The 19,502-nt window shown below is 38.3% G+C and carries 15 protein-coding genes and 2 riboswitches; of the genes, 14 read left to right on the top strand and 1 reads right to left on the bottom strand.

Annotated features, from left to right (window positions below; translation table 11 throughout):
* Positions 1–192 precede the first annotated feature (192 nt).
* Positions 193–1,557, top strand: a complete 1,365-nt coding sequence (gene glnA, locus M3189_RS09970; protein ID WP_251633774.1) for a type I glutamate--ammonia ligase — start codon at positions 193–195, stop codon at positions 1,555–1,557.
* Positions 1,558–1,622: 65 nt separating this feature from the next.
* Here glnA and M3189_RS09965 read toward each other — a convergent pair whose 3' ends face one another.
* Positions 1,623–1,754, bottom strand: coding sequence for a YuzL family protein (locus tag M3189_RS09965; protein WP_133369132.1), 132 nt, complete (start codon positions 1,752–1,754; stop codon positions 1,623–1,625).
* Between the two features lie 211 nt (positions 1,755–1,965).
* On the opposite strand from M3189_RS09965, the gene M3189_RS09960 reads away from it, so the two are divergent.
* From M3189_RS09960 to M3189_RS09900, 13 genes are all read left to right on the top strand, one after another.
* Positions 1,966–4,350 (top strand): 3-hydroxyacyl-CoA dehydrogenase/enoyl-CoA hydratase family protein, encoded by a 2,385-nt coding sequence (locus tag M3189_RS09960; protein ID WP_285889541.1) that lies wholly within the window; start codon positions 1,966–1,968, stop codon positions 4,348–4,350.
* A 75-nt stretch (positions 4,351–4,425) separates the two neighbouring features.
* Positions 4,426–5,601: an acetyl-CoA C-acetyltransferase gene (locus M3189_RS09955; RefSeq protein WP_251633772.1), complete on the top strand. Its 1,176-nt coding sequence runs from the start codon at positions 4,426–4,428 to the stop codon at positions 5,599–5,601.
* Between the two features lie 21 nt (positions 5,602–5,622).
* Positions 5,623–7,407, top strand: a complete 1,785-nt coding sequence (locus M3189_RS09950; protein ID WP_251633770.1) for an acyl-CoA dehydrogenase family protein — start codon at positions 5,623–5,625, stop codon at positions 7,405–7,407.
* A 181-nt stretch (positions 7,408–7,588) separates the two neighbouring features.
* Complete coding sequence (locus M3189_RS09945; protein ID WP_251633768.1) at positions 7,589–7,945, top strand: arsenate reductase family protein; 357 nt, start codon at positions 7,589–7,591, stop codon at positions 7,943–7,945.
* Between the two features lie 86 nt (positions 7,946–8,031).
* Positions 8,032–8,415, top strand: coding sequence for a glycine cleavage system protein GcvH (gene gcvH, locus M3189_RS09940; RefSeq protein WP_133369137.1), 384 nt, complete (start codon positions 8,032–8,034; stop codon positions 8,413–8,415).
* 115 nt (positions 8,416–8,530) lie between these two features.
* The gene (locus M3189_RS09935; protein WP_251633767.1) at positions 8,531–8,770 is read left to right on the top strand and encodes a YusG family protein; all 240 of its coding nucleotides are present in this window, start codon (positions 8,531–8,533) and stop codon (positions 8,768–8,770) included.
* Positions 8,771–8,902: 132 nt separating this feature from the next.
* Positions 8,903–9,259: a toprim domain-containing protein gene (locus tag M3189_RS09930; protein WP_251633766.1), complete on the top strand. Its 357-nt coding sequence runs from the start codon at positions 8,903–8,905 to the stop codon at positions 9,257–9,259.
* 2 nt (positions 9,260–9,261) lie between these two features.
* Positions 9,262–9,570 (top strand): thioredoxin family protein, encoded by a 309-nt coding sequence (locus tag M3189_RS09925; RefSeq protein WP_251633765.1) that lies wholly within the window; start codon positions 9,262–9,264, stop codon positions 9,568–9,570.
* Between the two features lie 405 nt (positions 9,571–9,975).
* Positions 9,976–14,628 (top strand): cell wall-binding repeat-containing protein, encoded by a 4,653-nt coding sequence (locus tag M3189_RS09920; RefSeq protein WP_251633764.1) that lies wholly within the window; start codon positions 9,976–9,978, stop codon positions 14,626–14,628.
* Between the two features lie 154 nt (positions 14,629–14,782).
* Positions 14,783–14,888: riboswitch (SAM riboswitch) on the top strand.
* 71 nt (positions 14,889–14,959) lie between these two features.
* Positions 14,960–16,276 carry an O-acetylhomoserine aminocarboxypropyltransferase/cysteine synthase family protein gene (locus M3189_RS09915; protein WP_251633763.1) on the top strand — a complete coding sequence of 439 codons (1,317 nt, stop codon included), beginning with the start codon at positions 14,960–14,962 and terminating at the stop codon, positions 16,274–16,276.
* A 133-nt stretch (positions 16,277–16,409) separates the two neighbouring features.
* Positions 16,410–16,517: riboswitch (SAM riboswitch) on the top strand.
* 163 nt (positions 16,518–16,680) lie between these two features.
* Complete coding sequence (locus tag M3189_RS09910; protein WP_251634266.1) at positions 16,681–17,706, top strand: methionine ABC transporter ATP-binding protein; 1,026 nt, start codon at positions 16,681–16,683, stop codon at positions 17,704–17,706.
* Complete coding sequence (locus M3189_RS09905) at positions 17,699–18,364, top strand: methionine ABC transporter permease (protein WP_251633762.1); 666 nt, start codon at positions 17,699–17,701, stop codon at positions 18,362–18,364. Before M3189_RS09910 ends, M3189_RS09905 begins: the two co-directional genes overlap by 8 nt.
* Before the next feature lie 16 nt (positions 18,365–18,380).
* On the top strand, positions 18,381–19,217 hold the full coding sequence (locus tag M3189_RS09900) for a MetQ/NlpA family ABC transporter substrate-binding protein (RefSeq protein ID WP_251634265.1): 837 nt from the start codon (positions 18,381–18,383) through the stop codon (positions 19,215–19,217).
* The last annotated feature ends 285 nt before the right edge of the window (positions 19,218–19,502 follow it).

Genomic DNA, 19,502 nt, shown 5'->3' with positions numbered 1-19,502 from the left:
ATAATTATACTAATTTAGGTCGCCTTTTTAAACAAGGTGGCCTTTTTTATATATAATTGTAGAAAACGCTTTCTTTTTTATATACATAAAATATTCGAAAAATTTAATTAAACATGTTGTCAAAAATAATTTTTCACACTATAATAAATTCAATGTTAGGAAACGTAACATGAAAATGGGAGGAGAAATAACATGACTGAAGCTATTCTTTCAAATGTTAAAAATCAATCTGAAATGGTTCAACAAATCAAAGAAGTAATAAATAATAAATGTGTAGAACTTCTGCACTTACAATTTGTAGATATTGAAGGAATCTTAAAACACGTAACAGTAACGAGTGAGCAGTTGGAAGATGTTGTTGATGGAAAAATCATGTTTGATGGATCTTCTATTAAAGGATTTTCACCGATTAATAAATCCGATTTATATTTACTTCCAGATTTAACGACCTTCGCCGTGTTACCTTGGACGGTAGAAGACGGATATTCTGAAGCTCGTTTTCTATGCTCTGTAAAAAATCCAGATGGAACATGGTTTGAAGGCGATACAAGAAATGTATTAAAGAAAACAGTGGAAAGAGCTGCAGATAAAGGTTTTACGATTTCAGTAGGTCCTGAGCTTGAATTTTTCCTGTTTAAAACAGATGAAAATGGATATCCCACGCAGCAGCTTAGTGACAAGGCTGGGTATTTTGAGCCGTCACCCAAGGATCTTGGCGAGCGAGTGCGTTTAGAAATCTACCGTGCATTAAAAGCAATGGGCTTTACCATTGAAGCGTCTCACCATGAAGTGGCTGAGGGACAGCATGAAATTAATTTTAAATATGCAGATGCATTAGGCGCTGCAGATCTTGCGACTACATACAAATGGGTTGTTAAAACCGTTGCAAAGAAATATGGACTGCATGCTACGTTTATGCCTAAACCTGTTTTTGGAATTAATGGTTCTGGTATGCATGTCAACATGTCATTCTTTGAAGGTAATGAAAATGCCTTTTTTGATCCGACTGATGAATTACAGCTGTCGAATAAAGCTTACCAATTTATTGCCGGATTACTTGAAAACGTTAAGAGTTTCACAGCTGTAACCAATCCGCTTGTAAACTCCTATAAACGATTAGTACCTGGATATGAGGCACCTTGTTACATTGCTTGGAGTGCATCAAACCGGTCTGCGTTGATTCGAATTCCAGCAAAAAAGGGGATGGCTACTCGTGTTGAGTTAAGATGTCCTGACCCGTCTGCAAATCCATACTTAACCTTTGCGGTTATTGCCTCCGCAGGATTAGATGGTATTGAACAAGAATTAGCAGTGCCGTTCCCAATCAATGAAGATATTTTCCATATGACGGAAGAGCGCCGCGAGGAATTAGGTATTGAAAGCCTTCCTGGAAGTTTAGCAGCAGCGGTACAGCAGTTAGAGGATGGAGAGATTGGATGTAAAACATTAGGGAAACATGTTTATGATGAGTTTGTTTCTGTGAAAAAAGCAGAATGGGATAGTTATCGTACAGCTGTTCATGCATGGGAAATCGAAAACTATCAAGCTAAGTTCTAATAATATAACGAAGTCAAGCAGGCTGAATTTATTCAGCCTGCTTTTTTACCAGCTCTTGGGAAAGTTTATCTTTTATACTGATTATTTTGGCTGTTAACTTTGTTTTTGTCGGCTTGTTCTCCGCCAGGACCAGCGTTTCCTTGAACGCTAGCGGCACTTACGCCTCTTTTAGATGGGTCTTTTTTCATTTTTCCCATACTTCATCACCTCGGGTTTAGGTTGCCCAATTCCACTTTTTTAATAGTACAAACATTTACAAAAAAAAATATTAATTTTCCACGTTTATTTATTGCGCAAATTTTTGAAATATTCTATAGTAATAATTAGCAGAACTCATACATTTTTGAATTTTTTTTGACTGAAAAATGAATGAGTGTTCATTCAAAGCCTATGAAGGGGGAGACAATGTTGAACCAACTAATTAAAAAAGCAGCTGTTCTAGGATCAGGAGTAATGGGATCAGGGATTGCAGCCCACCTAGCAAACATCGGTATACCAACATTATTATTGGATATTGTACCTCGGGAGTTAAACGAGGATGAAAAGGCAAAAGGTCTTACACTAGAACATAAACAAGTCCGTAATCGAATTAGCAGCCAATCTATTCAAAAATTATTAAAACAAAAACCTGCTCCACTAGCCGTAAAGAGTAACTTAGCCCTTATTGAAGCAGGTAACCTAGAAGATGATTTAGTTAAATTAAAAGATGTGGACTGGGTAATTGAGGTTGTCGTTGAAAATCTAAATGTAAAGAAACAGGTCTTTGAAAAAGTTGACCAATATCGAAAACCAGGAAGCATTATTAGCTCTAACACATCTGGAATCTCAGTTGAAGCAATGGCAGAAGGCAGATCAGAGGATTTCAAAAAGCATTTCCTTGGCACCCACTTCTTTAACCCGCCGAGATACTTAAAATTACTTGAAGTGATACCTACTCAATATACTAGCCCAGAAGTCATTTCATTCATGAAAACCTTTGGTGAAGATGTATTAGGTAAAGGCGTTGTTCTTGCAAAAGACACACCAAACTTTATTGCAAACCGAATTGGAACCTATGGACTCCTTATCACTGTACAAGAAATGCTTAAAGGCGGTTATAGTGTTGGGGAAGTAGATTCTGTAACTGGACCATTAGTCGGTCGGCCTTCAAGTGCAACTTTCCGTACGCTTGATGTTGTTGGCTTAGATACCTTTGCTCACGTTGCCGGTAATGTTTATGAAAAAGTAACCGGAAAAGAAAAAGAAGTTTTTGAAGTACCTGCCTTTATGAAAACCATGCTTGAAAAAGGCTGGCTCGGAAGCAAGTCCGGTCAAGGATTCTTCCTGAAAAAAGGAAAAGAGATTCTTGAACTTGATCCTGCCACATTAGAATATATACCTCGTAAAAAGCTGAAAACATCAGCAACAGAAATCAGTAAGCAGGAGAAAGGTACTGCAAATAAATTGAAAGCGCTTGTATATGCGGAGGACCGTGCTGGTGAACTTTTATGGAACATCTTTAGTCCGGTTCTTGTATACTCAGCACAGCTTTTAGGCGAGATTGCAGAGACAATTGTTGATATCGACCGTGCAATGAAATGGGGCTTCGGCTGGGAAATGGGTCCTTTTGAAACATGGGATGCCATTGGTTTAGAGAAGTCTATAGAGAAGTTGAAGAATGATGGTCAAGAAATCCCTGCTTGGGTGACAGATATGCTTGCTAAAGGTCAGACATCTTTCTATTTAGAAGAAAATGGAGAACGATTCTTCTACAACAATGGTGAATACCGCCTTGTTGAAAGTAATCCTAAAGCAATTGATTTGAAAAAATTGAAAAAGCAAAAAGGTGTTATTAAAAAGAATGGTGGAGCTAGCTTAATTGATTTAGGCGATGGAGTAGCGCTCCTAGAGTTTCATTCTCAGAGTAATGCCATTGGTCTTGATATTATCCAAATGATTAACTTTGCTGTTGATGAAGTCGAAAAAAATTATAAAGGACTCGTCATCGGTAACCAAGGAAAGAACTTCTGTGTTGGTGCTAACCTGGCGATGATGTTAATGGAAGCACAAGATGACAATATCTACGAGCTTGATATGGTTATACGCCAATTCCAAAATGCGATGATGAAGATTAAGTACAGTGCAAAACCAGTTGTCGCAGCACCTTTCGCAATGACCCTTGGAGGTGGAGCAGAAGTCTGTTTACCTGCAGCGCATATTCAAGCATCTGCTGAAACATATATGGGGCTGGTTGAAGTGGGTGTAGGTTTACTCCCTGGCGGCGGCGGAAATAAAGAGCTCTATATTAAGCATTTAGAAGGTATGCCAAATGGCGTTCCATTTGACCTTCAAAACGTTGCGAATAAAGTGTTTGAAACCATCGCTATGGCAAAAGTATCGACCTCAGGAAGAGAAGCACGTGAGAATAATTTCTTAGGATTAGCTGATGGCATTAGTGTCAACGGAGATCACCAATTGTACGATGCTAAGCAGGCGGTTCTCGCTTTACATGCACAGGGGTATGTACAAAGGATGCGCAAAAAGGTACCGGTGGTGGGTGAAACAGGCTACGCTACATTGCTGCTTGGGGCAGAATCAATGTTCTTATCTGGATATATTTCAGAGCATGATTTGAAAATCGCCAAAAAGATTGCCTATGTGCTGGCTGGCGGAAAAGTACCATTTGGTACTGAAGTAGATGAACAATATTTATTGGACTTAGAAAAGGAAGCGTTCTTAAACTTAATAAGAGAACAAAAAACACAACAACGCATGCAGCACATGCTTGTAAAAGGTAAGCCTTTAAGAAACTAGAAAAGCGAAAAGTGCCTAGGCACAAGGAAGCTAGAAAAATAGATTGCTAATATAAGAAGAAAGAGAGGGAACGAAATGAGAGAAGCGGTAATCGTTGCCGGAGCCCGGACCCCGGTAGGCAAAGCAAAAAAGGGGACGCTTGCCCATGTTCGCCCTGATGATTTGGGAGCATTGATTGTAAAAGAAACATTAAGACGTGCAGGAAATTATGAAGGAAATATAGATGATTTAATCATTGGCTGTGCCATGCCGGAAGCGGAGCAGGGAAATAATATGGCTCGTAATATTGGAGCCTTAGCAGGTCTGCCGCACACAGTGCCAGCCATCACTATTAACCGTTTTTGTTCCTCAGGTCTGCAGGCGATTGCGTATGCAGCACAAGGAATAATGCTCGGACATACCGATACGGCGATAGCTGGCGGGGCAGAATCGATGAGTCTAATTCCAATGATGGGGCATGTGGTACGTCCAAATGTAAAGTTGGCAGAAACAGCTCCAGAATATTATATGGGGATGGGTCATACAGCCGAACAAGTAGCCAAGAAATATGGAATTTCTCGTGAAGATCAAGATGCATTTGCTGTCCGCAGTCATCAAAAAGCTGCCAAGGCCATACAAGATGGGAAATTTGTAGACGAAATTGTCCCAGTTGAGGTTACTCAGCGTACCGTAGGAAATGACAATAAGTTAGTCGAAAGAACGATTCTATTTTCTCAGGATGAAGGCGTTCGCCCTGATACAAACGTACAATCATTAGCCAAACTTCGACCCGCCTTCTCAGTGACTGGTTCGGTTACAGCTGGAAATGCTTCACAAACAAGTGATGGGGCAGCGGCTTTAATGATTATGGACCGCGAAAAAGCAGAAGCACTTGGCCTAAAGCCATTAGCAAAATTTAGATCCTTTGCAGTAGGCGGCGTACCGCCAGAAATTATGGGAGTGGGCCCTGTTGTTGCAGTACCGAAGGCTGTTAAACTGGCTGGATTAGAATTGTCAGATATCAATCTGTTTGAATTGAACGAAGCCTTTGCATCACAATCCCTGCAGGTAATCCGTGAACTTGGACTAGACGAAGAAAAAGTAAATGTTAATGGTGGTGCGATTGCCCTAGGTCATCCGCTTGGATGCACAGGTGCAAAACTTACCCTAACCCTAATTCATGAACTAAAGCGCCGCAACCAACAATTCGGAGTAGTAACCATGTGCATTGGCGGCGGAATGGGCGCAGCAGGAGTATTTGAACTTTTATAAAAAGATTAGGAGGAAAATATAATGACACAACAAACTGAAAAAATCATTAAAGGCGGAAGCTTTTTAATCGACGATATTTCCTACGACCGTATCTTAACACCAGAGGATTTTAACGAAGAACAACTAATGATTGCCAAAACAGCAGAAGACTTCATCGAAAAAGAAGTTCTTCCACAGCTAGAACACCTTGAAAATCATGAATTTGATCGTACTGTTAAATTACTGAAGCAAGCAGGTGATCTTGGCTTGCTTGCGGCAGATGTCCCCGAAGAGTATGAAGGGTTAGGATTAGATAAAGTAACCTCTTCACTTGTAACTGAAAAAATGTCAAAGGCTGGCGGCTTCTCACTATCTTACGGTGCCCATGTTGGTATCGGCTCACTGCCAATCGTATTATTCGGAAACGAAGAGCAAAAGAAGAAATATTTACCGGCACTTGCATCGGGTGAAAAAATTGCAGCCTATGCCTTAACAGAGCCTGGTTCAGGATCTGACGCTTTAGGTGCAAGAACAACAGCTAAATTGAATGCAGCAGGTACCCACTATATTCTTAACGGTGAAAAGCAATGGATTACCAATGCTGGTTTTGCAGATGTATTTGTTGTTTATACAAAAATTGATGCTGAACACTTCACCGCATTTATTGTTGAACGAGATTTCCCTGGAGTTTCCACTGGGGCGGAAGAGAAGAAAATGGGAATTAAAAGCTCATCCACTCGTACCCTTATTCTAGAGGATGTGCCAGTTCCTGTTGAAAATTTATTGGGTGAATATGGCAAAGGCCACGTCATTGCATTTAATATTTTAAACATCGGACGTTATAAATTAGCGGTGGGCGGTGTTGGCGGTTCTAAAAATGCATTCGAATTAGCTGTTAAATATGCAAATGGCCGTAAACAATTTAATACACCAATTTCTCAGTTCAATTTAACGAAAGAAAAGTTCGGAACAATGGCATCTAAAATCTATGCTGCAGAAAGCTCAGTTTACCGTACAATTGGACTTTATGAAGATAATCAAGGAAAGCTTACAACTGAAGAGCAAAAGGATATTAAATTAGTAGCAAATGCGATTGCTGAATATGCAATTGAATGTTCTGTTAATAAATTCTTCGCCAGTGAAGTATTAGATTATGTTGTAGACGAGGGCGTTCAGATTCACGGTGGATACGGCTTCATGCAGGAGTATACAATTGAAAGAGCGTACCGTGACTCCCGTATTAACCGGATTTTCGAAGGTACAAATGAAATTAACCGTTTGCTTGTACCAGGAACTTATATTAAAAAGGCTTTCAAAGGAGAACTCCCATTATTCCAAAAAGCGCTTGTCCTTCAAGAAGAAATTATGATGTTAATGCCGGAAGAGCCAAGTGATGAGCCGCTTTCACAAGAAAAACATTTAGTAAGCAATGCTAAGAAAATCGGTTTATTAGCCGCCGGTTTAGCTGCACAAAAGTTTGGTAAAGCTCTTGATAAAGAACAAGAGATCTTATCAAATATTGCCGACATTGTTTCAAATGCGTATGCAATGGAATCTGTTGTTTTACGTACAGAGAAAGCCATCGCAAAGTCAGGTCTTGAGAAAAATAAACAAAAGCTTCTTTATACACAAATCTTCTGTCAAGAGGCCTTTAACGAAATTGAACAGCATGCTAAGGAAACATTGGTTGCAACTGAGCAAGGTGATACTCTCCGCATGCTTGTATCTGCACTTCGTAAGCTTACACGCCACACACCAATCAATGTAATTGGTAAGAAACGTGAAGTAGCAGATGTTCTAATTGAAGCAGAACGCTACATTGTTTAATAAATAGGTGCTAGGCTCCCAGCGTTTGTTGGGAGTCTAAATTTTTCTATTGATTTAGCAGGAATTTCGCAGATTTAGTCGAATTTTTTAAGGGAAGCATTTTTACTATTTTTTCACGTTATGTTACTATTCAAGTGACGAATGATATCATTGATGCTTTGTGCACAGGAGGGTGAAACAGATGTCTCTTACTTTTTACTGGTACCCAAAATGTGGTACCTGTCGAAATGCAAAGAAATGGTTGGATGCCCATCAGCTTTCTTACAAAGAAATACATATTGTTGAAAACCCACCGTCTAAAGCAGAACTTCAGGATTATTACGAAAAAAGCAACCTTGAATTGAAGAAGTTCTTTAATACAAGCGGGCAAAAGTATCGTGAACTGGGTATTAAGGATAAAATACCCACTGCTTCTGAAGATGAGCTGCTAGATTTATTAGCCTCTGATGGGATGCTAATCAAAAGACCATTAGTAACGGATGGGGAAAAGGTAACAGTAGGCTTTAAAGAAGAAGAGTATGAGAAAATGTGGTTATAAGCACATCAATACTTTTCAAAAAGTAAGTAAGGTAAAATCGATTTATGTCGATCAGTGACTTTAGAAAATAATGGAGGGATTTTGTAATGACTACACCAAAGGAATTGCGTTATTCTGAAGAACATGAGTGGGTAAAGCTTGAAGGAGAAACAGTCCGTGTAGGAATCACTCACTTTGCACAATCTGAGTTAGGGGATATCGTTTTCGTTGAACTTCCAGAAGTGGGCGATGAAGTGACTGCAGATGAACCATTCGGCAGTGTTGAATCAGTAAAAACCGTATCCGAATTATATGCACCTCTAAGCGGTAAGGTTGTTGAAGTTAACGAAGATTTAAGTGACAGCCCTGAATTCGTAAACGAATCTCCATATGAAAAAGCATGGATGATTGTCATTGAGCCTTCTAATAGCAGTGAATTGGACAACCTAATGACTGCAGAACAATATGAAGCAATGATTAAAGAAGACTAATAGTACAAAAACACCTTGATGCTCAAGGTGTTTTTTTTATGGGAAAAATTCGCACCTTGTATATTCTAAATCTCGGGGATACTAGAATAAACTTAAATTAAAAGGGGCTCTTGAAATGACATTGAAACAGCAAAAAATTGATGTGACAGATCGAGTGGTTGGTAAAATGAAAAATGGTGAGATGGAATTATTTCTTGATAATACTCCAATTGGAAAGATTCAGCTTCCGGGAGACATGACTTTTCAACTTGATCAGCGATTTGAAGTAGAACAGCGGAAGATTTTTCAGAATGTGACGGTTACGGAGCATCCAGATGCAAAATATACAGATTGTGATGACGGTGGATGGTGTTAGTACACGTACCAATAAGCAAACACCTATTATCAAAAGGTCAATCGTGGTATAGTTAACATATAGACACGTTATTAAATTTATTGAATATGTTAACATCAAACAAATAACTTTCTTTCGTATAGGTGATGAATGATGAATGATACGTATGGTGATAAAGTTCTGATAGTAGAAGGAAAATCAGATAAGAAAAAGGTAAAAAGTATTCTGAAGGAACCGATGGAAATTGTTTGCACAAATGGGACAATCAGCATGACGAAATTGGATGAATTGATTGAAGCACTCGAAGATAAAGACGTCTATATTCTCGTTGATGCGGATGACGCTGGCGAAAAGCTCCGAAAACAATTGAAAAGGGAGTTTCCTCAAGCGGAACATATCTATATTGATAGAATGTATCGTGAAGTTGCAACAGCGCCCGTTTATCATCTTGCCACAGTCCTCTTGGGTGCAAATATCGATGTTCATTCTGAATTTTTAGAGATGGGTTAAAAATGACAGATTGGAACCTTGATGAAGTATCATCATTCTTAAAAAATCATTCATCCGGACTCATTTACTTCTATACTCCTTTATGTGGTACTTGTCAGGTAGCATCTAGAATGCTGCAGGTCATTGAAAAAATGGTTAATGTAGAAATAGGAAAAATTAATTTGAATTATAACTCGGAATTGGCAAAACAATTTCAAATTGAAAGTGTTCCCTGTCTCATTTTTATAAACAATGGTGAGATTGCAGAAACAATCTATGCTTTTCATTCCGTTCCGTTTTTATATGAAAAAATAAAACATCATTTTAACTAAACAGACTTACGTATTTGTCAGGCTGTCGAGAAATTCTCGGCAGCTGTTTTTTTTGAAATCACTTTAGTAATTCACTGCGTTAATATATTATAATAATTTACTTAGCCAGTATGTAAATTATATGTGGCAATCACCAGGTTAATTCTTCCTGGTGATTAATCAATCTAACAGATACTTTTGTATCTGTTTTTTTGCTGTAAAAAACGTAGGTATTTTCTCGTTACAATTTCTAGGAAACTTATCCTAATTTTTCTAAAATATTATTTGACTATTTGTAAAATTATTACTAAACTAAAATAGTACAATAATTCTGAATAATATGAGAGGGAGTGATATATTTATCGCTTTTAGTCATTCGAGATAATATTTGTTTTGCTTTATTTATTCAATTAGGGGGGAAAAGGGTTGAAAATTAAAGGTAGTGTATCACTAGCACTTGCATCGTTGCTAGTATTCTCAAACTCAGCAATGGCTGCTACTGTTAGTAAGCCGGTATTAAAATCAGAAACTGTAAAACCACAAAGGGATTTCGCGAAGTCAATTACCTTCAAAAATGGTCAAAATCTTGAAAAAGAAGCAGGATACAAAAAAAGCGATAAGGTTCGTGTAATTGTTGAAGTAGAAGGTGAACCGGCGATTACATATGCAACAAAGCAAGGCAAGAAATATAATGAATTATCCGCATCTGTTAAAGAAAAACTCCAAAAGGATATATTAAAAGAACAAAATGCTGTTAAATCAAAAATTGCTGCTAAAGCAGTAAAAATGCAATTCAAGCAAAACTTTACTACAGCCGTTAACGGATTCAGTGGTATTGTCGAATACGGTCAAGTTGCTGCACTTAGAAAAGTTGATGGAGTTACAAAAGTAACAATTGCGAACGAATATCAGCGCCCGAAAACTGATCCGGAAATGAAATATAGTAAGGAAATCGTCCAAGCTCAAGCTACTTGGGATGATTACGGAGTAAAGGGCGAAGGAATGGTAGTTGCTGTTGTTGACACCGGTATCGACCCAAGCCACAAAGATATGGTTTTAACTGATGCTTCCAAAGCAGATTTAACTAAAGCAGAAATTGAAACTGTAGTTAAAAATAAGGGAGTTCTTGGACAATACTTTACTGAAAAGGTCCCTTACGGTTATAACTATTATGATGAAAATAACGAAATTCTTGACATTGGCCCAGACGCTTCTATGCATGGAATGCATGTTGCAGGTACAGTTGGAGCAAATGGGAACGAAGCTGAAGGCGGCCTTAAAGGGGTAGCGCCAGAAGCTCAATTACTAGCCATGAAAGTATTTGGAAATGACCCAGAGATGCCTTCAACATGGAGTGACATTATCATCAAAGCGATTGATGATGCAATCCAGCTTGATGCTGATGTTGTTAACATGAGTTTAGGTTCAACTGGTGCATTTGTACTACCTGATGATCCTGAGCAAATGGCTGTTCAAAGAGGAATAGATAATGGTGTGTTAATGTCTATTTCTGCTGGTAACTCCAATCATTTTGGTGATGGATACTTTAACCCGCTTGCAGCAAATCCAGATAAAGGTGTTGTAGGTTCACCAGGTTTATCTACTAATTCCTTACAGGTTGCTTCACTTGAAAATAGTTTTATTGACATGTTCGCAGCAACTTATTCATTTGGCGAAACAGTAGGGAAAGCTCCATTCATGTCTGCAAGTTCTGTTGACCCAAATCAACAAGCTCAAAAGTCATTTGAAGTTCTTGATGCAGGAATTGGGCAACCTTCTGATTTTGCGGGTAAGGATTTCACTGGCAAATATGCATTAGTACAACGAGGTACTCTTACTTTTGTTGACAAAACTCTTAATGCGCAAGCTGCAGGAGCTGCTGGTATCATTATTTACAACAACGTTGATGGGTATATAAGTATGGCGACATCTGCTGATATTAAGATTCCACAGCTAGCTATGTTAAAAACCGATGGATTGCTATTAAAAGCACAAATAGATAGTGGCACACCAGTAACAATCGAATTCAAAGGTGATAAAGTTACAGCAAATAACCCGACTGCAAACCAAATGTCAAGCTTTACATCTTGGGGAGTAACTCCAAACCTAGACTTTAAGCCTGAAATTACAGCACCAGGTGGTAATATCCTTTCTACACTTAATAATAATCAGTACGGAACGATGAGTGGTACATCAATGGCTGCTCCGCACGTAGCTGGTGGTTCAGCTCTTGTTCTTGAACGTGTAGAAAAAGATTTCCCTAGCCTAACAGGTGCAGCTAAAGTAAATATGGCTAAAAATATCCTTATGAATACAAGTAAGGTTGTTGAGGATAAAGGAACATACAATGCAGCATATATGCATAATCCTTACTCTCCACGTCGTCAAGGTGCTGGGTTAATGCAGCTTCATTCAGCATTAAGCACGCCTGTGGTTGTTACAAATGCGAAAACAAATGAAGCTAAAGTTGCATTGAAAGAAATTAAAGATAATAAAGCTACTTTTACATTAAAGGCTGAAAACTTCTCAGACAAAGCAGTAACTTATAATGTAAGTGGTAATGTTCTAACAGATTTAAACATTAACGGAGTAGACCAATTAGAGTCTCAAGGTATTTACAAAGCAGGTACAATTTCTGAAGCTGCTCCATGGGTTGGAGAATTCCCAATTTCCTTTAGTACAGAACAACTAACAATTCAACCAAAAGGTAGTGCAACTGTTGAAGTGACGGTTGACTTAACAGATACGGTTGAATGGGGTTACAATGCACCATTAGAAGACCTATTTGAAAATGGCTATTTTGTAGAAGGATTCGTAACGTTAACAGATGTTAATGACGAGAATCCAATTGTAAATGTACCATATGTAGGCTTCAATGGTGATTGGAATAAAGCACCTATCATGGACACAAGCAGATATGATGAAAACTTTGAAGAAAAGTATTTCTATGGCTATACAGGAATGGTGACATCTGCTGGAGATAATAATTACAATTACCTAGGATATAATCCTACTGAAGATTCATTCAAGGCTGAAAACATTGCATTCTCTCCAACTGGTGACGGTGTAAGCGATGATGCAATGCCAATTCTATCATTCTTAAGAAATGCTAAATCAGTAGAATACAAGATTGTTGATAAAGACGGAAATGTTCTTCGTAAATTAAATTCTGAAGAATTAGTTCGTAAAAACTTCAACGATGGTAACAGAGGCGCTCAATATTATATTAAGACCGCTGCAGCGTGGGACGGAAAAGTGAAAAACAAATTAGTAGCAGATGGCGAATATTTCTATGAAATCTCATCTACTATTGATTTCGAAGGTAAAGAACCACAAAAAGTTACGTTCCCAGTTAAAGTTGATACTGTAGCACCAAAAGTGACTGCAAGCGTTAAAGGGGACAAGCTGACTTTAAGCGGAACTGATGAAAAAGGTTCAGGCGTAGCTTACTATGATATTCTTGTAAATGGTAAATCCGTGTTTGGTGAGAAGGATCTTCCATTAGCTGGTACTGCTACTGAATATACATTTGCAAAAGCTCCAGTAGGCGGTACGGTAGAAGTTGTTGCATATGACTTCGCTGGAAACACTACTAAAGCAGTGGTAGAAGGTGCTAACGACTCTACTATTCCATTCATTCATGTAACATCGATTGGTGCAACAAATACCTACACTTCTCACGAATTACCTGTTGCTGGTTATTTAACAGATGATTCAAAGGTTACAGATTTTGCAGTTAATGGTAAATCAGTTGAGCTAGTTTGGAATGATGAAACATCTCGTTATGAATTCAGTACAACAGTTACTTTTGAAGAAGATGGTGTACAAGAAGTCAGAATTTCTGGTAAAGACGCTGCAGGAAATGCAATTAATTACCTCGTTCGCGACCTAGTAGTTGATACTACAGCACCAGAACTTAAGGTTGACGTTCCATCAAAAGTAAAATCAAATGTTGATAAAGTAACTCTAACAGCGGTGATCTCTGATAATTTCGAAGAACTACAATATAAAGTGGATGGTAATGAAGAATTCAATCACCAATTCCAATTTGAAAACTTCGTAATGAATAGCATTGAGAAAACTATAACAACAGAGCTTACCTTAGAACCTGGAAACAACACATTCACACTTGAGCTTGAAGACGTTGCAGGTAACAAAACAACGAAGGAAGTAAGTATTTACCGTGGTGATACTCAAGTTGACCGTATCGCTGGATTAACTCGATATGCAACTTCTGCAGCAGTGAGTCAAAAGGGCTGGGAAAAATCAGATGTAGTCGTTCTTGCTCGCGGTGATGAATATGCAGATGCTTTAGCTGGTGTACCACTAGCAGCTAAATATGACGCACCACTATTATTAACAAACTATAACTACCTAAATGCTGAAACAAAAGAAGAGATTGCTAGACTTGGAGCTAAGAAAGTATATATTCTTGGTGGAGATGTAGCTATCTTACCTGCAGTAGAAAAACAAATTAAAGATTCTGGTGTTGAAGTAGTTAGGTTGTCAGGCACAACTCGTTATGACACGGCTGCAGCAATTGCGAAAGAAGTTGCACCAAATGGATCAGACAAAGTTGTTGTCGTAAACGGCGAAAACTACCCAGATGCATTGTCTGTAGCGTCTTATGCTGGAGCAGAAGGATTACCAATTCTATTGGCGAATTCATCTAAATCTCTTCCGGCTGCTACTAAAAAAGCGATTGATTCATTAGGCTCAAAAGAAACATTAGTTATCGGTGGAAAAGAAGTAATAACTGATGGTGTTGCTTCAACCTTACCAAAGGTAACCCGCTTAAGCGGTACTACACGATTTGATACTAATATTGCTGTTGCGAAACACTTTGGTACAGCATCTAATGTTGTCTATGTAGCAACTGGTTACAATTTCCCTGACAGCTTAGCTGGAGCTGCATTAGCTGCTAAAGATAAGGCTGGTATTGTATTAGTTTCTACCAATTTACCAGAGGCTGCTAAAGCTTACTTGGCATCTTTAGAAATAACACAAGTAAACGTTTTTGGTGGAGAGGAAGTTGTTTCTCCTTCAGTAATTTCTGAGATTAGTGATTTGCTTAAGTAATTCAGCGGAAAACGAGGGTGGACTTATTCACCCTCGTTTTTTTCGCTAAACTAGAAAGGTAGTTTACTAAAATACTTTCTAAAGCTATTGAAGATTTTCATGATTTAGTGTATCATTCTTTTAAAATATTCAATTTATTAAACAATTCAATAAATTCTTATCCAGAGAGGCGGAGGGACTGGCCCTGCGATGCCCAGCAACCGGTTTGACAACACACACGGTGCTAATTCCAGCAGAGTTACTACTCTGGCAGATAAGAAGAGAGACCCCCTCTTCTTAAAGAGGGGGTCTTCTGTTTTTATATTATCAAAAAAATGGAGGAGTGTTTAGTATGGGGGAAAATCAAAAAAATTATCGTTTTGAAACGTTGAGTGTTCACGGTGGATTGGCACCAGACCCAGTAACAGGAGCACGAGCCGTACCGATTTACCAAAATAATGCCTACCAATTTAAAAATACCGAACATGCAGCCAATCTTTTTGCGTTGAAAGAGTCTGGATACATATATACTCGAATCCATAATCCAACAACTACTGTTTTCGAAGAAAGAGTTGCATTGTTAGAGGGGGGAGTAGGGGCTCTTGCAGTTGCAAGTGGAATGGCTGCGATTACCCTGGCAATCTTAAATATTGCTGAAGCTGGTGATGAAATTGTTTCAGCTTCTACTTTATATGGTGGAACGTACAATTTATTTGCCGTTACACTTCCGAAATATGGAATCAAGGTTAAATTTGTTGATCCCGAAGATCCAGAAAATTTCCGCTCAGCAATCAATGAAAAAACAAAAGCTGTATTTGCTGAAACGATTGGTAATCCATCATTAAGAGTTCTTGATATTGAAAAAGTAGCAGAAATTGCACATGAAGCAGGAGTTCCATTAATAATTGATAATACCTTTGCCACACCTTATCTATGCAGACCAATAGAATATGGGGCAGATATTGTTATCCATTCAGCAACGAAATGGCTTTTAGGGAATGGGACATCAACTGGAGGGGTTATTGTAGACGGTGGAAAATTCGACTGGAATTCACCTAAATTCCCAGGTTTTACAACTCCAGATCCTAGTTATCATGACCTCGTTTACGCAGAAGCATTAGGTGCTGTCGCTTATATTATCAAAGCTCGTGTGCAATTATTACGTGACTTAGGGCCTTCTTTAAGTCCGCAAAATGCGTTTCAATTCACTCTTGGTCTTGAAACCCTGCATGTCAGAATGAAGGAACATGTTGCTAATACCAAGGAAGTAGTGGATTATTTATTAAAGCATCCTGCAGTAGAGTGGGTATCTTATCCTGGCCACACTTCACATCCTGATTATGAATTGGCAAGTAAGTATTTACCTAAGGGTGCAGGATCTATGATTGTTTTTGGTATAAAAGGTGGAAGAGATGCAGGAGCAAAATTAATTGATTCGATTACACTTTTCGCCCATGTAGCGAATGTTGGGGATGCAAAAAGCTTAATTATCCATCCTGCCAGCACTACTCACCAGCAGCTTGATGCAGAAGGTCTAAAGGCTGCAGGTGTTTCTGAGGATTTAATTCGACTTTCCATTGGCATTGAGAATGTGGAGGACCTAATCGAAGATTTAGAGTCAGCGATAGAGGCTGCTACTGGTGTTTCTTCCTTAAAAGCAAAAGCATAAGTAAGATAAAAAGTTTATTCGAAATATGAAGAAAATTTGTTTGACACTACTTTTTTTCCATGATAAGATTACTTTCGTACCAAAATGATTGCTTTAATCCGTGAACGTGTTAATTAAATATAGAATGCTATAGCTCTTATCAAGAGAGGTGGAGGGATGTGCCCGATGAAGCCCGGCAACCGTCAATATTTTATTGAAATGGTGCCAATTCACACAAAGCGAGTGCTTTGGAAGATGGGAGAAAGGTTTTTATTTATGATGCCTTTCTGCCTTATGCAGAAAGGCTTTTTAATTTTCTAATATAAGAATGTTTTTCTGAAAACAGTCAAACCCTATATTTGAGCGGTACAATCTAGTTGGAATTTTTGCAATTCATTTTTAATTGGATAAAAGTAGGTGATGGAATGATTTCGATAAAAGATGTCCAAAAAGTCTTCCCTTCTAAACAAGGACAGCTTAAAGCAGTCGACGATGTGAATTTAGATATACAAGAAGGAGAAATTTTTGGTGTAATCGGATATAGCGGTGCCGGTAAAAGTACCTTAATACGAATGCTTAATGGACTAGAGCTTCCAACCTCAGGGTCTGTGACAGTAGCTAAAAGGGTTATATCAAAGATTAGAGGCAGTGAGCTCAGAAAGGCACGCCAGGAAATTAGTATGATCTTTCAGCATTTTAATCTGCTTTGGTCAAGGACAGTTAGTGAGAATATCGCATTTCCTTTAGAAATTGCTGGGGTTAATGGACCAGAAAGGAAAAAGCGGGTAAATGAACTAATCAAACTAGTTGGTCTTGAAGGAAGAGAAAATGCTTATCCTTCACAGCTTAGTGGAGGTCAGAAACAACGTGTAGGAATTGCACGGGCACTCGCTAATAATCCCAAAGTACTGCTTTGTGATGAAGCAACGTCAGCGTTAGACCCGCAGACTACAGATTCCATCTTGGATTTGTTAGTCGATATCAATAAAAGGCTGGGATTAACCATTGTATTAATTACACATGAAATGCATGTTATTCGTAAAATCTGTCATCGAGTCGCTGTTATGGAAAGTGGTAGAATCGTAGAGCTTGGACAGGTGTTAGAAGTGTTTAAAAATCCACAGCAGCCAATTACGAAACGTTTCGTTCAACAGGTTACTGAGCCTGAGGAAACAAAGGAAACGGCAGAACATTTGCTAGAACGCTATCCATCAGGTCTAGTCGTTCAATTGTCCTTTATCGGCGATTCAGTCGAGCAGCCATTAATCACTAACTTAATCCGTCAAAATAATGTAACAGTCAACATTTTGCAGGGGAAAATTTCGCAAACGCAAAGTGGTTCCTATGGTACTCTCTTTATTCACCTTGATGGCAACGAAGAAGAAGTTCATAAGGCAGTAGACTACATTCGCTCCCAGCAAGTCGGTGTGGAGGTGCTTAGTAATGGATAACTTTCTGGAGATGGTAAAGTGGATTCAATTATTAGAAGCTACACGTGAAACTCTTTATATGACTTCCGTTTCCGTCCTTACTACATTTATTTTGGGACTCGTGCTTGGTCTGCTGTTATTTCTAACGGGTAAAGGTAATATGTGGGAAAATAGAAGTGTAAATGTTATTATTGCTGGATTTGTTAATGTTTTCAGGTCCATACCCTTTATTATCTTAATTGTACTATTAATTCCTTTTACTAAATTATTGGTTGGAACCATGCTTGGTGCAAATGCAGCTCTGCCTGCCTTAATTATTGGCGCAGCTCCCTTTTACGCAAGAATGGTGGAGATTGCTCTTAGGGAAATCGATAAAGGTGTTATTGAAGCATCACAATCAATGGGAGCAACACATGGACATATTATTTTTAAAGTATTAATACCGGAATCTTTGCCAGCATTAATTTCAGGGCTTACGGTTACAGCTATTTCACTAGTAGGCTTTACAGCAATGGCCGGGGTAATTGGCGCAGGGGGACTTGGGCATTTTGCCTATCTTGAAGGCTTTCAGCGCAATAGACCAATTGTAACGTTAGTTGCAACGATTGCCATTTTAATTTTGGTATTTATCATCCAATTTATTGGAGATTATTTTACAAAAAAAACAGATAAACGATAACAGGAGGAGTTAGATGATGAAAAAAGCATTTGGTTTAATTATCATTGCGTTAGTAGCACTTGCCCTTGCAGCTTGTGGCGGCGCTAAAAACGATACTGCAGATAACGCAGGAGAAAAAGGAAACAAAACGTTAGTTGTGGGAGCATCTGCTGTACCGCATGCAGAAGTGTTAGAGGCTGCAAAACCTTTATTAAAGGAAAAAGGAATTGATCTAGAAATCCAAGTTTTTCAAGATTATATCCTGCCAAACGTAGCGTTAAGGGATAAAGAACTCGATGCAAACTATTTTCAAACACCAGGGTATTTAGAACTGCAAATGGATGAAAATAAGGATTTTGATTTTGTAAGTGTTGGTGGAGTTCATAAGGAACCAATCGGTATTTATTCTAAAGAATACAAAAGCTTAAATGACCTTCCAAAAGGTGCGAAAATTATTATGAGTGATTCACTAAGTGACCATGGACGTATTTTGCCTATTTTTGAAAAAGAAGGATTAATTAAGCTTAAAGAAGGCGTTGGAGCGAATGCAAGAGTAGAGGATATTGTCGAAAATCCAAAGGAACTTGATTTCTCAACGCTAATCGAAGCAAAACTATTAGCTTCTTCTTTCGAAAGCGGTGAAGGTGATGCAGTCGTTATTAATACGAACTACGCATTAGAAGGCGGAATTGACATTGGAAAGTACGGAATTGCATTTGAAGGCGATGACGTAGTACCAGCAAACCTTGTTGTTGTTCGCGCTGAGGACAAAGACCGCGAAGAAATTAAAACACTTGTAGAGGTTTTACAATCAGAGGAAATTAATAAATTCCTACAAGAAAAGTACCAAGGTGCTGTAATACCAGGAGAATAACCTAATTAATAGGAAGAAAACAGGGAGCCAGTGATGATGATTCACTGGTTTTTCTTTTTATAGATACATGAATACGGGTAGGATAGGTAAAAATAGGTAAGAAATAATAATGAGGAACTCTTGGCAAAATAGATATAAGTACGTTATGATTTTATTCGTATGTGAATACATAAAGCGGTCACATGTTGTAAAATTCTGAATTTATTATAGTACAAATACATCTTTTCAACATAATCATTCTCAATTGGTTTGTGTTTAGTGAAAATAAACTTTCTTAACTTTTCA

The organism is Neobacillus niacini (assembly GCF_023715415.1).
GTDB classification, from domain to species: Bacteria; Bacillota; Bacilli; order Bacillales; family Cytobacillaceae; genus Neobacillus; species Neobacillus niacini_C.
The sequence above is the reverse complement of the archived record's forward strand: the minus strand, read 5'-3'. Positions and strand labels throughout refer to the sequence as shown.

Bases quoted from the DNA above. Each gene is read 5' to 3' on its own strand.
- M3189_RS09905 (WP_251633762.1), top strand. From the start codon at position 17,699: ATGGATAACTTTCTGGAGATGGTAAAGTGGATTCAATTATTAGAAGCT.
- M3189_RS09950 (WP_251633770.1), top strand. From the start codon at position 5,623: ATGACACAACAAACTGAAAAAATCATTAAAGGCGGAAGCTTTTTAATC.
- M3189_RS09900 (WP_251634265.1), top strand. From the start codon at position 18,381: ATGAAAAAAGCATTTGGTTTAATTATCATTGCGTTAGTAGCACTTGCC.
- M3189_RS09910 (WP_251634266.1), top strand. From the start codon at position 16,681: ATGATTTCGATAAAAGATGTCCAAAAAGTCTTCCCTTCTAAACAAGGA.
- M3189_RS09965 (WP_133369132.1), bottom strand. From the start codon at position 1,754: ATGGGAAAAATGAAAAAAGACCCATCTAAAAGAGGCGTAAGTGCCGCT.
- M3189_RS09930 (WP_251633766.1), top strand. From the start codon at position 8,903: ATGAATGATACGTATGGTGATAAAGTTCTGATAGTAGAAGGAAAATCA.
- M3189_RS09925 (WP_251633765.1), top strand. From the start codon at position 9,262: ATGACAGATTGGAACCTTGATGAAGTATCATCATTCTTAAAAAATCAT.
- M3189_RS09935 (WP_251633767.1), top strand. From the start codon at position 8,531: ATGACATTGAAACAGCAAAAAATTGATGTGACAGATCGAGTGGTTGGT.
- gcvH (WP_133369137.1), top strand. From the start codon at position 8,032: ATGACTACACCAAAGGAATTGCGTTATTCTGAAGAACATGAGTGGGTA.
- M3189_RS09945 (WP_251633768.1), top strand. From the start codon at position 7,589: ATGTCTCTTACTTTTTACTGGTACCCAAAATGTGGTACCTGTCGAAAT.
- M3189_RS09915 (WP_251633763.1), top strand. From the start codon at position 14,960: ATGGGGGAAAATCAAAAAAATTATCGTTTTGAAACGTTGAGTGTTCAC.
- glnA (WP_251633774.1), top strand. From the start codon at position 193: ATGACTGAAGCTATTCTTTCAAATGTTAAAAATCAATCTGAAATGGTT.
- M3189_RS09955 (WP_251633772.1), top strand. From the start codon at position 4,426: ATGAGAGAAGCGGTAATCGTTGCCGGAGCCCGGACCCCGGTAGGCAAA.